14 protein-coding genes and 1 tRNA gene are annotated in these 14,170 nt (G+C 59.7%); 3 read left to right on the forward strand and 12 right to left on the reverse strand.

The features are described from left to right. Nucleotides 1–464: 464 nt before the first annotated feature. Complete coding sequence (locus ACFFAR_RS10455; RefSeq protein WP_086383362.1) at nucleotides 465–1,853, forward strand: chloride channel protein; 1,389 nt, start codon at nucleotides 465–467, stop codon at nucleotides 1,851–1,853. A 192-nt stretch (nucleotides 1,854–2,045) separates the two neighbouring features. Here ACFFAR_RS10455 and ACFFAR_RS10460 read toward each other — a convergent pair whose 3' ends face one another. The 6 genes from ACFFAR_RS10460 to map form a co-directional block, all read right to left on the reverse strand. Further along, nucleotides 2,046–2,351, reverse strand: coding sequence for a YXWGXW repeat-containing protein (locus ACFFAR_RS10460; RefSeq protein ID WP_174362480.1), 306 nt, complete (start codon nucleotides 2,349–2,351; stop codon nucleotides 2,046–2,048). A 235-nt stretch (nucleotides 2,352–2,586) separates the two neighbouring features. Then, nucleotides 2,587–2,841: a cell division topological specificity factor MinE gene (gene minE, locus ACFFAR_RS10465; RefSeq protein ID WP_056351927.1), complete on the reverse strand. Its 255-nt coding sequence runs from the start codon at nucleotides 2,839–2,841 to the stop codon at nucleotides 2,587–2,589. A 9-nt stretch (nucleotides 2,842–2,850) separates the two neighbouring features. After that, nucleotides 2,851–3,666: a septum site-determining protein MinD gene (gene minD, locus ACFFAR_RS10470; RefSeq protein ID WP_061998812.1), complete on the reverse strand. Its 816-nt coding sequence runs from the start codon at nucleotides 3,664–3,666 to the stop codon at nucleotides 2,851–2,853. A 96-nt stretch (nucleotides 3,667–3,762) separates the two neighbouring features. Continuing rightward, a complete protein-coding gene (minC, locus tag ACFFAR_RS10475; protein WP_061998811.1) occupies nucleotides 3,763–4,518 on the reverse strand; it encodes a septum site-determining protein MinC in 756 nt (251 codons plus the stop codon). Nucleotides 4,519–4,746: 228 nt separating this feature from the next. Next, the gene (locus tag ACFFAR_RS10480; RefSeq protein WP_061998810.1) at nucleotides 4,747–5,268 is read right to left on the reverse strand and encodes a GNAT family N-acetyltransferase; all 522 of its coding nucleotides are present in this window, start codon (nucleotides 5,266–5,268) and stop codon (nucleotides 4,747–4,749) included. A gap of 183 nt (nucleotides 5,269–5,451) precedes the next feature. Next, nucleotides 5,452–6,234: a type I methionyl aminopeptidase gene (map, locus tag ACFFAR_RS10485; RefSeq protein WP_062170498.1), complete on the reverse strand. Its 783-nt coding sequence runs from the start codon at nucleotides 6,232–6,234 to the stop codon at nucleotides 5,452–5,454. A 238-nt stretch (nucleotides 6,235–6,472) separates the two neighbouring features. Here map and ACFFAR_RS10490 point away from each other — a divergent pair, with 238 nt between their 5' ends. Then, nucleotides 6,473–6,841, forward strand: coding sequence for a hypothetical protein (locus tag ACFFAR_RS10490; RefSeq protein ID WP_062169533.1), 369 nt, complete (start codon nucleotides 6,473–6,475; stop codon nucleotides 6,839–6,841). A 75-nt stretch (nucleotides 6,842–6,916) separates the two neighbouring features. Here the strand turns inward: ACFFAR_RS10490 and ACFFAR_RS10495 are convergent, their stop codons facing one another. From ACFFAR_RS10495 to ACFFAR_RS10510, 4 genes are all read right to left on the reverse strand, one after another. Continuing rightward, a complete protein-coding gene (locus ACFFAR_RS10495) occupies nucleotides 6,917–7,411 on the reverse strand; it encodes an outer membrane beta-barrel protein (RefSeq protein WP_062169531.1) in 495 nt (164 codons plus the stop codon). A gap of 848 nt (nucleotides 7,412–8,259) precedes the next feature. Then, a tRNA-Ser gene (locus tag ACFFAR_RS10500) sits at nucleotides 8,260–8,349 on the reverse strand. A 132-nt stretch (nucleotides 8,350–8,481) separates the two neighbouring features. Further along, nucleotides 8,482–9,780, reverse strand: a complete 1,299-nt coding sequence (gene serS, locus ACFFAR_RS10505; RefSeq protein WP_174362479.1) for a serine--tRNA ligase — start codon at nucleotides 9,778–9,780, stop codon at nucleotides 8,482–8,484. A gap of 138 nt (nucleotides 9,781–9,918) precedes the next feature. Then, nucleotides 9,919–11,229 (reverse strand): AAA family ATPase, encoded by a 1,311-nt coding sequence (locus ACFFAR_RS10510; protein WP_174362478.1) that lies wholly within the window; start codon nucleotides 11,227–11,229, stop codon nucleotides 9,919–9,921. A 191-nt stretch (nucleotides 11,230–11,420) separates the two neighbouring features. On the opposite strand from ACFFAR_RS10510, the gene cytX reads away from it, so the two are divergent. Then, a complete protein-coding gene (gene cytX, locus ACFFAR_RS10515; protein ID WP_375507853.1) occupies nucleotides 11,421–12,752 on the forward strand; it encodes a putative hydroxymethylpyrimidine transporter CytX in 1,332 nt (443 codons plus the stop codon). Between the two features lie 60 nt (nucleotides 12,753–12,812). Here cytX and lolA read toward each other — a convergent pair whose 3' ends face one another. Both lolA and ACFFAR_RS10525 read right to left on the reverse strand, forming a co-directional pair. Continuing rightward, nucleotides 12,813–13,505 (reverse strand): outer membrane lipoprotein chaperone LolA, encoded by a 693-nt coding sequence (lolA, locus tag ACFFAR_RS10520; RefSeq protein WP_174362476.1) that lies wholly within the window; start codon nucleotides 13,503–13,505, stop codon nucleotides 12,813–12,815. Between the two features lie 35 nt (nucleotides 13,506–13,540). Beyond that, nucleotides 13,541–14,170: DNA translocase FtsK (locus ACFFAR_RS10525; RefSeq protein ID WP_375507854.1), on the reverse strand; the 630-nt coding region annotated here is incomplete at its 5' end.

Genomic DNA, 14,170 nt, shown 5'->3' on the forward strand with positions numbered 1-14,170 from the left:
GGATCGCCGACGCCGCGGCCAGCGAGATCGCGCCTAACCTTGAACAGATTTGAGGCTAATTGTGGCAGTAGCGCTCGACGGTATTGAGCGAGTCCACTGCCGCCACGTCGTTCGTCTTGACTCACGCTCTGGAAAAATTCCACGCACGGTTTGAATTAAGTACCACCGTTCGTTCTGGACTTCTCTAACACTAGTCGATAATTCTTTCATTAGCCTGCGCGTCTGTTCAAACGTTTGCGCATTATACAAACGCCTGAACCTAATATTACTTCTTACTTTCGATCTTCTCTCCGCTCTCGCCACCCCGACGAGAGTGTTTATGGGACGCAGGCACTAAGCCAGCGTCCCATTTTTCTTTGCGGTCCGAATCGATATAACCCTTTTAAGCGGATTAAATTCGGAGCTGTTACACGCGTCGTTATAATCATGCCTTTGCCGACAGCCGGTCGCATGGCTCATTGCCTATGAATCGCAGGTTCAGTTCCCTCCCCCGGCTGACCGTCCGCCGCGCACGCAGTCTCTGGTATCGATACGGCATTTTCTGGGTCGGCGCGATCGTGGTCGGGCTGGTCGCGGTGCTTTACGCGCGTTTGATCGACTGGGGGTACAACACCTTCCGCGCGCTTCAGCACGAGCACGTCTGGCTTCCGCTCATTCTCACCCCGGCTGTCGCCGCGTTGTCCGTCTGGCTCACGCGCAAGTTTTTTCGCGGCTCGGAAGGCAGCGGCATTCCTCAGGTCATCGCGGTATTGCACAGTCCGCCAGGACTGGGAACGCGGTTGTTGTCGCCGGGAATCGTGGTCGCCAAGGTCGGCATCTCATTTCTCGCGATACTCGGCGGCTTCACCATCGGCCGTGAAGGGCCGACCGTACAGGTCGGAGCGGCGCTCATGTACAACCTGCGCCGCCTCTTTCCACGATCCAACGCGCGCATCGAACGGCAACTGGTGCTCGCGGGCGCGGCGGCGGGGTTATCGGCTGCGTTCAATACGCCGCTTGCCGGTATCGTGTTCGCAATCGAAGAACTCACGCGCAGCTTCGAAGCGCGCACGAGCGGCGTGCTGATCACTGCCATCATCCTCGCGGGGATCGTCGCCCTTGGGCTGAACGGGAATTACACGTACTTCGGGACCATCGAAGTCGGTGCACATTTTCCCAAGCTCCTTGCGCTCGCCGTATTGTTGACGGCGATCGTGACGGGTATTGCGGGTGGCGTGTTCTGCTGGCTGCTGCTGAATACGTCGAAATGGATTCCAGCGCGCCTGCGCGAACTGCATGCATCGAAGCCGGTCGTCTTCGCGATGATATGCGGCTTCATCATCGCCATCGTCGGGGTTGTCTCGGGCGGCACCACGTTCGGCAGCGGTTACGCCGAAGCACGTGGTCTGCTGGAAGGCCACGAACAACTCTCGGTGTTTTATCCGCTGCTCAAGATGGTATCGATGATCGGGTCATATCTGCCCGGCATTCCCGGCGGCATCTTCGCGCCGTCGCTGTCGATTGGCGCCGGTTTCGGCAACGTGCTGCATATGGTCTTCGGCGACATGCAGTTGTCGATGCTCATCGCCCTCGGCATGGTCGGCTATCTTGCGGCCGTCACGCAGTCGCCGATCATGTCGTTTGTAATTGTCATGGAGATGATCAACGGCCACGCGCTCGTGATTTCACTGATGGGGACGGCGCTGATCGCAAGCCGCGTATCGCGCTTCTTCGCGCCGCCGCTTTACGAGGCGCTCGCCGAGCGTTATATGACGCCGTTGCCGGTGCCTGTGCCCAAGGCATCGCCGGAAGTGCCAGAAGAGCCTGAAGAACCCGAGGAACCCGCCGATGCAGAAGCGCCGGCCGTCAAATAAAACTCAATACACATAGACACGCGCGGCCGGCCGGTATGCATAGGAATGGGCCGGCACGACGATACAACCGCCAAGCAGCGTCGCCAGCAAGGTGATGATCAGAAGCTTCGTTTTCATGTGGTGCTCCGGTATGCGGGCGGCGGCTTTGCGGCCGCCCATCGCTTCAAAGGGCTACGTCAAAGCCGGTCGACCTCAGGCCCAATGCCCCTGCATATAACGCCACGCGCCGCGATGTGCGATCCAGTGCCCCGGCACCCAGTGATACCCCACGCGCTCAACCTGCCAATGCCCCGGGTTCCACATGTACTGGCCGTGCTCCCAGCGCCAGTGACCCTGATCCCACACGTATCCGACACGCGCCGGCGGCACCGCCTCCATGCGCACGGGCGGCGGCGCGTTCGGCGCCACGATGATGACTTCAGCCGAAGCGGTTCCCGCGACAGCCGAGACACCGGCCATGACAATGGCGGCCTGGGCGATTAACAAACGAATTTTCATGATCGGCCTCCTGAGTGATTCGCCGCGTCCGTGAATCTGCGGCGATACCCAATCAATGCGCGAGGCCGCGCTTTAGCCGACACCGCCCGTGTAACCGCGATGGCTAAACTGCAACGGAATATTGATGTAATTTGCCGCTGCTCAACAACCACGGGCGCGCAAACGATAAACCGAAAAAACGCGAAAGCCGGAATCAGACATCGATTCCGGCTTTTTCATCAGCGTTCGAGTTATCTCACGCCGATGGGATCTCGATCTTGACCTCGAGCACTTCAAGATCGTCCTGACGTTCCAGGCTCACGCGAATATCGTCGCTTGAGATCTTCACATACTTGGAAATCACGGCAACGAGTTCTCGTTGCAACGCCGGCAGATAATCAGCGGCCGGCTGGCCACCCGCGCGCTCGTGCGCGATGATCAACTGCAAGCGTTCCTTCGCGACCGAAGCGGACTTCTTTTTCTCGCCCAGCAAAAACGAAAGAATCGACATTGCGTCCCCTTACTTGTTGCCGAAGATGCGTTGCAACAGACCTGGCTTCTGATAATCGGTAAAGCGCAGGGACTTCTCTTCGCCGAGAAAGCGCGAAACGATGTCCTTGTACGCTTCAGCCACGTCAGTGCCATCGAGGTGCACGGCCGGCAAACCCTGGTTCGATGCATGCAGCACCGCTTCCGATTCCGGAATCACGCCAATCAGGTCGATGCGCAGGATTTCCTGGATGTCGGTAAGCGACAGCATCTCGCCTTCGCTCACGCGCTTCGGGTTGTAGCGCGTGATCAGCAGATGTTCCTTGACGGGCTCCTTGCCCTCGATTGCGCGCTTGGTCTTCGACGACAAAATGCCGAGAATGCGGTCCGAGTCACGCACGGACGACACTTCCGGGTTCGTCACGATCAACGCTTCGTCGGCGAAATGCATGGCGAGCAGCGCGCCCGATTCAATCCCGGCAGGCGAATCGCAGATGATGTATTCGAAGTCCATCGCGATCAGGTCGTTGATGACCTTTTCCACGCCGTCCTGCGTCAGCGCGTCTTTGTCGCGCGTTTGCGATGCCGGCAGGATGAACAGGTTCTCGCACTTCTTGTCCTTGATCAGCGCCTGGTTCAGGTTCGCTTCACCCTGGATCACGTTGATGAGGTCGTACACCACGCGGCGCTCGCAGCCCATGATGAGATCGAGATTGCGCAGGCCGACATCGAAGTCGATCACGGCCGTCTTGTGCCCGCGCAACGCGAGGGCCGATGAGAAACTCGCGCTGGTGGTCGTCTTGCCGACGCCGCCCTTGCCCGATGTCACCACAATGATTTTTGCCATTCCTGTACCTTGTGTTCGTCAATTAAATCCGCTGGCGTTCTGTTCGAGAGCGCGCCGTCCCCATCAGGCGCGCCTGGCTGATTCTTGTCAGGCCACTCAGGTCAGCCGCAGCGGTTCGATCATCAATTTTTCTTCGTCGAGCCAGATCTGCACCGGCTTGCCCAGGACGTCGGGGCCGAGTGGTGTTTCCGTCGTCCTGTAAATCCCGGCAATCGAAATCAGTTCCGGTTCAAGACACGTGCAGAAAATGCGCGCATCGAGATTGCCGTGCACGCCCGCGAGCGCCCGGCCGCGCAACGGCGCATAAATATGAATGTTGCCTTCCGCGATCACTTCCGCGCCGTAGCTCACGAGCCCGAGCACGACGAGATCGCCCTTCGCATAGACCTGCTGCCCCGAACGCAACGGCCGGTCGATGATCGTCGTCTTCGGCACCGGCGCGCTCGGCGGCGGCGCCTGCGCGACGGCGGCTTCGATCACGGCAACGGCTTCGGTGTTCTCGACGTTGGCATCGACCGATGGCTTGGGCGCACCGCGCCGGTCGCGCGCTTCGAGCAGCGGCAACGTGCCTTCCGCGGCCCACGTCTGTTCGGGCAGCGCGACCACGCCAATGGGGCGCATGCGCACGCTGTCGAGCAACGCAGCAAGCTCGCTCACCGATATGCGTTCGCCGGCGTCGAGCTTGCGCACGTCGATGGCGACGGTATCGTTGGCGAAAAACTCGGGAGTCGCTTCGAAGCGCCGCGTGAGTTCCGTGCGCAGCGCGTCGAAGTCGGTAGTCTTGACGACAAACAAAAGCGTGTCGACAGAGCCGCTGCGCAATTCGAAAAAGGGCGTTTTTTTGAGCGACATAGGTAAAGCCAAAATTTTTGCGTATTTTACAGGCGTGAGCGCGGGCAGCAGGAAAATTTCAGATTGCCGTCACAAAGAGGGCCGTCGTGAAGTTCAACTGGAAGAAAGAGGACAGCGAAGAGGATATGAACGACGGGCCACGTTATCACGCACGGCCCGTCCTGTTGCCAGGATTGCAGCAAACACGCTATTCGCCGCTACCCGATCAGGCAACTACCCATTCGGCAGCTACGCAGTGTGTTCACTCACGCGCCGCACGAGCAGCGTCTCGAATTCCTCGGGATGAGCGGGAATGCGGCGCCGCTCGCCGGTTGGACCGAAGCCGAGGCGCTCGTAAAAGCGCATGGCGTTGCGGTTGCCATCGGCGATCCACGCAAAGACGTCGTGCACGCGGCGCTCCGCGAGCCACTGCGTGGCCGCATTCACCAGCAGCTCGCCGCCACGCAGATGCCGCACCGCCGGGGCCACCCATAGCGCGTACACGAAGGCGCGCGGTTGAGCCGCCTCTTCGATGAACGCGCCGACGAGACCCGCCGGATGTCCTTCCGTGTACAAGATGAACGACGCCGTGATATCGGAATTCGCGTGGCGACCGGCCGTTTCGTCGAAGCTCGAGACATCGGCGGACAGGGCTTCCTCCAGCGTCTCCCCGAACGCATACGGTGCTTCGCGCAACGAGGCCGTGCGAAGTTCGCGCAGGACGGCGCCTTGATGCGCGGCGATCCGGTGAACAGTAAGTGAAGGACTCATGCGGGTGTTTTTCTCTCAAGCTTTCACAAGCTTCTTAAGCTGTCTTCTTAGGCTATGTTCTTAGGCTGTCTTAGCCGGCTTAGTCTAATTAGTAGCTTCAACCGAACAGGCAAACGAGTCAAATCATTATTGCAGGCAACGTGCGCGACCGGCTCAATGACGTTCTTTGGTGCAGGCATGCGCTCAGGGCGCCGCGTATTCGCCCGTGCCGTCGGGCCACGGCGTAAGCAGCTCGAAGCCATCGTCGGTGACGACCACCATGTGCTCCCACTGCGCCGAGAGCGACCGGTCCTTAGTTGTAACCGTCCAGCCATCCCGCGATTGTTGCGTTGCAGCACGACCGGCGTTCACCATCGGTTCGATGGTGAAAACAAGACCTGGTTTCAGCCGCAGGCCGGCGCCCGGCTGCCCGTAGTGCAGCACTTGTGGATCTTCGTGATAAACACGCCCGATCCCGTGGCCGCAATACTCACGCACGATCGAGTACCCTTCGCGGTTCGCCACCGTCTGGATCGCATGACCCACGTCGCCGAGCGTCGCGCCCGGACGCACGGCGCGAATGCCCGCGACCATGGCTTCGTAAGTCGTGTCGCAAAGACGCTTTGCATCGCGGCTCGGCGTGCCCGCGTAATACATGCGGCTCGTATCGCCGAAATAACCGTCCTTGATGATCGCGACGTCGATGTTGACGATATCGCCGTCCTTCAACTCACGCGGGCTCGGAATGCCATGGCAGACCACGTGGTTCACCGATGTGCAAATGGTCTTCGTAAAGCCCATGTAACCCACGTTCGCCGGAATCGCCTTCAGTTCATCGACGATAAAGCGGTTGCAGATCGCATCCAGTTCTTCTGTCGTGACGCCGGGCTTGACGTGCTCGCCGATCATTGCGAGGACTTCTGCGGCGAGACGTCCGGAGATTCGCAGCTTTTCGATGTCGGCAGGCGACTTGAGTGTGATGGCCATGGAACGTTGGTGTGTCGGCGCGCGGTACGCGTCTAATCGCGATACGAAATCGATGTATCCGCAGCGCATTATTTCAGGATGCCGGCGATGATAGCATCGCGCGCTTTCCCGCTCTTTTTCCAATGCCCCCACGAGTCGCCGTACAGCCACGCCGCGCTGCGGTCGTCGTGATTCGCGCTTGCCTCTTCGAGCGGTTTACGCTCTATTCGCTCATTGTTTTGACCAACGTCTTCCGCCAATGATCTCAAGTCGCGTTGTTTCGTTTGCTCTTTCCGGTTCTTTATTGGCTGCAGTGTTCGCGGCCGTTGCGCTCGCGGCGTGCAGTTCCACGAGCGGACCTGAACTTCGCGCGTCGAGCCCGCTGATCTACGTGTCATCGCGGCGTGCGCCTTCCGAGGTCTTCAGTTGCCTCGAGGACCGGCTGCCTTCGGTGTCTACATCGAAATCGGGTAACGCTTCGGAGCTCGTGGTCGGGCCGAACGCGTGGCTCGTGACATTGACGCCGTCGCACTATGGGTCGACTGTGAAGGTGCAGAAATCTGACCGGGACTACGGCGGATTGCCGGAACCCGAAATGCGCTTCGATATCGCGCGATGCACAACCTGATCGATCTGCGAGCAGGTCGTAAAAAAGCCCCGATGAGCTTTCAGCTCAGCGGGGCTTTTTGAACGCCAGTTGTCTTTAAAAGAAGTAATGCACGCCCAGCGTGACGCTGTCGTTGTGGCGCGTGGTGCCGTCACGCTTGCTTTGGTCGGTGGTCCATTCCAGCGCAAGGCTTGCCTGCTTGATGAACTTGTACTCAACGCCCAAGCCAGTGTGCAAACGTGCGTTCGGCCAGGTTCCCGTCACTCCCAGACGCACATACGGCATTACCGAATTGAACGGCAAGCCGAGTTTCGCATCGATGCCACCATCCTTATATGTGGTCGACGAGTGATGGAAGTCAGCGAATGCCTCAGCACCAATAACGAAGCGGCTTACATCGAAGTTATACCCGGCAGTCAGGCCGAGGAAAGTCGATGCATGGGACCCTACGTTGACGACGCCAGAAGCGTCAGACCAGTTCTCACCCACTTTCAGGCCTGCGTAAGGGCCGGAAAACTCACTGGCTTGTGCTGCGGATAGGCCGGTCAGAGCAATGACCAGCGCGGCAATAAATTTCTTGAAGTTGAACATGACTTAAAAACATAACGTTAAATCGAAAGCAAAGTTAATTGCCGCGTTTGTTGCATGATCGGCTAATCCGAAAGTCACAAAAATTTTGCAACTTTGAATTTCGCAACGAATGAAAGATTAAATGGTGAAGATGCGTCGGACCCATAAGAGCGGTCCTAATTGATTTTTCGGCGCTATGATTTATTGGCCAGCTCCCGCTGGGAGCGGCTGCCAGGAACGCCTGCCAGTAGCTGGCTGTCGCTTGTGAACAACAACACCGTTGCACGGCTTCTAATCTTTTATCGTCCGTTTTTTAGTAAAACGTTGCTAAGGTTAATTTAATGAAAAGTTTCTACAGAGTTTTTAAGGTTTATAAAAGCATCGAATCGCGAGCCATCTCGTTATGTTCGCCGGGTTCGACGCATTGATTAACGTCGAGGGAATGCATGCATGAAAAACTTCATGTCCAATGTTAGAAAAAGCCTGCTGGCCATCACCGTCGTTGCCGACTTGTTGTGCCTATGGTCGGCCGCTCACGCCGCAGGGCCTGCAGCACCGCCGCCTGACGATCCCGTTTCGCTGTCGATAACGCCTCGGTACAGGTACCAGTCACCATCCATAATGGGAACGTCGCCCGAGGCTTCTGAGCTCAAGACCGCGTCGGGCGTTGACGAGCTGGCGCGCCCGACCCCCGCTCTCGAAAAGCCGGACAACTGGGCTTGCCGGACATCGAATCATTTGACGCGGAGTTCGATCGGTAAGAATCCGGACGGCAGGAGCATCTCGGATGTTCAAGGTCTGTTGCCCAAATGCTGAGGCACACAAAGCAAAACCCCCGCTGATCTTGCGATCAGCGGGGGTTTCTAATTTGGCGGAAAGGGTGAGATTCGAACTCACGGTACCCCTAAAGGTACACTGGATTTCGAGTCCAGCGCATTCGACCACTCTGCCACCTTTCCAGATCCTGCAACCGCGCGACTGCTTGCTGCGGCTCTCGCTGAACGGGTCGATGTCCAGCGAGAGAAAGATTATAGACGAGTCCAATCTGATTTCCAAGCCCCTTTTAGTGAGCCTGGTACAACAAAGAGGTCTTAACTCGCCTTCGAGACTTCGAGCTTTTCGACTCCGCGCATGTACGGTCGCAACGCCACTGGCACCGTCACCGAGCCATCCGCGTTCTGGTAATTCTCCAGCACCGCGACGAGCGTCCGCCCGACCGCAAGACCTGAACCATTGAGCGTATGAACGAACTCCGGCTTGCCTTGGGCATTCCGGAACCGCGCCTGCATCCGCCGCGCCTGGAATGCTTCGGTATTCGAGCAACTCGAGATTTCCCGATACGTGTTCTGCGCCGGAAGCCAGACTTCTAGGTCGAATGTCTTCGTTGCGGAAAATCCCATGTCGCCGGTACACAGCGTGATCACGCGATACGGCAGTTCGAGCTTTTGCAAGATGGCTTCGGCGTGGCCGACCATTTCGTCGAGCGTCTCGTAAGATTTCTCCGGCGATACGACCTGCACCATTTCGACCTTGTCGAACTGATGTTGACGGATCAGGCCGCGCGTATCGCGCCCGTACGAACCCGCTTCCGAGCGGAAGCACGGGGAATGCGCCGTCAGTTTGACCGGCAGCGCCGACGCTTCAAGAATGCTTTCGCGCACCGTATTGGTCAGCGAGATCTCCGAGGTCGAAATCAGGTACTGCGTGACCGTGTTCTCCTCGCCGCCCTTCTCGACCCGGAACATGTCCTCGGCGAATTTGGGCAACTGGCCCGTACCCACCAAAATTTCCGGATTTACGATATACGGCGTGTACGCCTCCGTGTAGCCGTGCAATTCGGTGTGCGTGTCGATCATGAACTGCGCCAACGCCCGGTGCAGACGCGCAATCTGCCCACGCAGCAAGGTAAAACGCGCGCCGGAGAGCTTTGCGCCCGTTTCGAAGTCGAGGCCAAGCGGCGCACCTACATCGACGTGATCCTTCACTTCGAAATCGAACGAACGCGGCGCACCCCAGCGACGCACTTCGACGTTGCCGGATTCGTCGGGGCCGACCGGCACGCTTTCGTGCGGCAGGTTGGGCACGCCGAGCATCAGGTCGGACAAGCGCTTCTGGATGTCCTCGAGCTGAGCCGCCGAAGCCTTCATGGTGTCGCCGATACCCCCGACCTCCGCCATCACTGCTGCGGTGTCTTCCCCACGCCCTTTCATTGCGCCGATCTGCTTCGACAGCGTATTGCGGCGCATTTGCAGCTCTTCGGTACGCGTCTGGATTTCGCGCCGTTCCGCTTCGATTGCCGCGAACGCAGCGACGTCGAGTGTGTAGCCGCGTTGAGCCAGGCGCGTGGCAACGGCGTCGGGGTCTTTGCGCAGGAGTTGGATGTCGAGCATGGCAGGGCCGGTTCTTCTGAGTGTGCGAATCCGCGATTTTAGCGCAGCGAGGCGGCCGTGTTGGCGCGCTTTGGCCGCGTTGGCCGTTCGGTCTAATGGAACGCGGCGTTTCACCATCCGTCGGCAATGGAGCAACGCTTATTTTTCGTCCTTGTGGCCGCGCCGCCATTGGGCATCGAGTTGCGCAAGACGCGCCATCTTTTCACCGATCTTCCCCTCCAGACCGCGCGGTGTCGGCTCGTACCAGTGCGGGTCGCGCATGCCATCGGGCAGATAGGTTTCGCCGGCCGCGTAAGCGTCGGGTTCGTCGTGCGCGTACCGATATTCGTGCCCGTATCCAAGCTCCTTCATCAGCTTGGTCGGCGCGTTGCGCAGATGGACCGGCACGCCTCGCGACTGGTCCTTGCCGACAAACCGCCGCGCCTCGTTATAGGCCATGTAGCCAGCGTTCGATTTCGGCGCAACCGCGAGATAAATCAGCGCCTGAGCCAGCGCGAGTTCACCTTCCGGCGTTCCCAGGCGCTCGTAGGTTTCGGCGGCATCGAGCGCGATGCGGCCCGCACGCGGATCGGCGAGTCCGATATCCTCCCAGGCCATCCGGACGATTCGCCGCGCGAGATAACGCGGGTCGGCGCCGCCGTCGAGCATCCTGCAAAACCAGTAAAGCGTCGCGTCAGGATTGCTGCCGCGCACCGATTTGTGCAGCGCGCTGATCTGGTCGTAGAACGCGTCGCCGCCTTTATCGAAACGACGCAGGTTTTCGGTCAGCGCGCTGCCGAGCAACTCGCCGTCGATGTGCGTCGACTTCTGTTGCGCGGCCGCCCGCGCCACGATTTCCAGGTTGTTGAGGAGCTTGCGGCCGTCGCCATCGGCGGAACCGATGAGCGCCGCACGAGCGTCATCGGAGAACGTCAGGCCGCCCAGCTCGCCCTGCGCCCGTTCGAGCAATTCATTGAGCTCCGTTTCATCCAGGCTTTTCAGCACATAAACGGCTGCCCGCGACAACAACGCGCTGTTCACCTCGAACGATGGATTCTCGGTCGTCGCGCCCACGAACACGAACAACCCGGACTCGACGTGCGGCAAAAACGCGTCTTGCTGGCTTTTGTTGAACCGGTGCACCTCGTCCACGAAAACCAGTGTCTGATGCCCGTTCGCCCGATGGATCTGCGCCAGTTCCACGGCCTCGCGAATATCCTTCACGCCCGACAAGACCGCCGACAACGAAATGAACTCCGCATGAAACGCCGCGGCCATCAGCCGTGCGAGCGTGGTCTTGCCCACGCCGGGCGGTCCCCAGAGAATCATGGAATGCGCTTCACCGGATTCGAACGCGACGCGCAGCGGCTTGTTGGGGCCGAGAAGGTGTTTCTGGCCGATCACCTCGTCGATGGTGCGAGGACGCAAACGCTCGGCAAGGGGGACATTGGCACGGTTTTCTTCGAACATGGCGCGATGAGGGGTTCCGAATGGTCTGGACAACAGCGAAGACAGCGATAATCGTTCCCTTGTTCGAGACAAGCGCCCGCGCTGCTTCAAAATGCTGCAATGGTTGATTATGACAGTTGCCGCTTCCCCGGATTGCCCACGCTTCAGAGTGGACGCGACAGCCAACATCTGCAAATAAGGACAGAACCTGAATGGCATCAGATAACACCACCGACACCGCCGCCTCGACCTACGCGCCTTTGTTGCCCGTCCCGGTCGAGCGCCGCGCGTTCGGAACCTCGGACGCCTTCGCGTTGTGGTTTTCTCTTGGCATCGGCTTGCTGGTGGCGCAGGCCGGCGCGCTGCTCGTGCCGGGCATGTCGCTGCCGCACGCGCTTGCGGCCATCGCTGTCGGAACAGTGATCGGCGTGTTGTTGCTTGCACTGGCGGGCGTGGTCGGCACGGACACCGGACTCGCCGCCATGTCGTCGCTGCGCCCCACACTCGGGCTTCGCGGGGCATCCGTCCCGGCCGTGCTCAACGCAGTGCAACTGGTCGGCTGGGGATCGTTCGAGATCATCGTGATGCGCGATTCCGCCGATGCCCTTGCCAGGCAATCCTTCGGTTTATCGATGCCGCTCATCTGGACGCTGATCTTCGGCGTGCTGGCCACGATCCTTGCGATCACCGGCCCGCTGTCCTTCGTCCGGCGATTCCTGCGCATCTGGGGCATGTGGCTGCTGCTCGGAGGCGCCGGTTGGCTGACGTGGAACCTGCTGTCGAAACAGGATATTGGCGCGTTGATGAACCGGCCGGGGACAGGCGAGATGCCGTTCGGCGCGGGTATCGATCTGGTCGTGGCAATGCCGCTCTCATGGCTGCCGCTGATCGCGGATTACACGCGCTTCGGACGCAGTGCAGGCGGCACGTTTCGCGGCACGCTGTTCGGTTATGGCATTGCGAATATCTGGTTTTATGCGCTCGGCGCCTTCTACGGCCTGGCTGCCGGCGGCGGCGACGCGCTGCTGACCGTGGCATTCGCGCAGGCGGCGGGCGGGATTGCGCTGCTGCTGATTCTCATCGATGAAATCGATAACGCTTTCGCCGATATCCATTCCGCCGCCGTCTCCACCGGCACCTTCTGGGCGAAGGCGAGCGTGCCGTTGTTATCCGCGGCGTTCGGCGGGTTGTGCACGTTGATCGCGTTGCTGGTGCAGATGGGCAAGTACCAGAACTTCCTGCTCCTGATCGGCTCGGTCTTTGCACCGCTTTTCGGCGTGGTGCTTGCCGATCATTTCATCGTGCGCAAACGCCGCGTGGTTGTAGCTGCGCTCACCGACCGGCAAGGCCCGTACGCGTTCTCGGGCGGATGGCATGTCAGCGGATTTGTTGCCTGGGCGCTCGGGATCGCCGCGTATCACGCGATCAACCAATGGATGCCGAACCTCGGCGCGACCTTGCCGTCGCTTGCGATCGGCGCGGCGGCTTACCTGGCGTTGGTGCTGGGTGCGGGTCGGCGGGAAGAGAGCCGGTCGTCGACTTGAGCCTGATGACGGCAATTCAGGAAAGCGAGGCGACGATCGCCCCGCTTTTCGCAACGGTAATCAGCCGTCGATCACGTCAGCGCCCTTCGGCACCACGAACTTGAACTGGTTGGCTTTCAGCGGCGGGTTCTTCTCGATATTCGAGAACGTCAGCAAGGTCACGTTGCCGAATACATCGTGCAATTCCATTGCTTCGAGATTGCCGTTCCTGAAGCCGATACCCACCTGCTGGAACTGCGTGTCCTGCGCCTTAGGCGTCAACTCCAGCCAGTCGATGCCGTCCTTGACCCCCGCGTCGCGCAACGTGAAGTTCTTGTCGAGATCGTTGCTGCCGAAGAGGATGGCGGCAGGACTCGCGCCCAGCGCATTGCCCAACTGACGAACGGTGACCTGGTTCAGGTCTTTGTCGTAGACATAGAGCTTGTCGCCGTCGGCCTGGAGTATTTGCGCGTAGGGCTTTTCGTACGACCAGATGAACTTGCCCGGCCGCGCGAACGTGAATGTGCCGCTTGCCGTGCCGGAGGTCCTCGGCGCTGCGCTCTGCGCGGCCGTGGCGGATGCCGCCTTGCTCGGCGCCTTGATTTCACGCTGGACAAACGAGCCGTGCGCCGCGTGAACCTGAGCCACAAACGCCTTCAACTGTTCCGTGCCGCTTGCGAATGCGTGCGATGCGAGCAGCATGGAAGCACTCAAAACTCCTGCCTGAACCATACGATGAACTACGCGATGAAACGACTTCGACACTGACTGCATAACAATAAAACCTCCAGAAACCAATTCTGCTGCGTTTATTCCGATTCACGCGCCGGCGTGAGGATCTCGCGATTACCGTTCGAGGACATGCTTGATACCAGTCCCGAATTCTCCATTTGCTCGAGCAAGCGCGCTGCACGGTTATAACCGATCCGCAAGTGCCGCTGCACAAGCGAGATCGACGCACGGCGGTTCTTGATCACGATCTCGACGGCCTGATCGTAAAGCGGATCGGCTTCGCCATCCCCGCCGCCCGCCGCGCCCGGCGCACCTTCTTCACCGTCGCCGACCACGCCGCCTTCAAGAATCCCTTCAATGTAATTCGGCTCGCCCTGCTCCTTCAGCTTGTTCACCACGCGATGCACTTCTTCATCCGATACAAACGCGCCATGCACGCGCACCGGCAGGCCCGAACCCGGCGGCAGATAAAGCATGTCGCCCATGCCGAGCAGCGATTCGGCACCTTGCTGATCGAGAATGGTCCGCGAATCGATCTTCGATGAAACCTGGAACGCCATGCGCGTCGGCACGTTTGCCTTGATCAAGCCCGTGATCACGTCCACGGACGGCCGCTGCGTCGCGAGAATCAGGTGAATGCCGGCCGCACGCGCCTTCTGCGCGATCCGCGCGATCAGCTCCTCGACCTTCTTGCCGACGACCATCAT

The organism is uncultured Caballeronia sp., assembly GCF_964243625.1.
Taxonomy (GTDB): domain Bacteria; phylum Pseudomonadota; class Gammaproteobacteria; order Burkholderiales; family Burkholderiaceae; genus Caballeronia.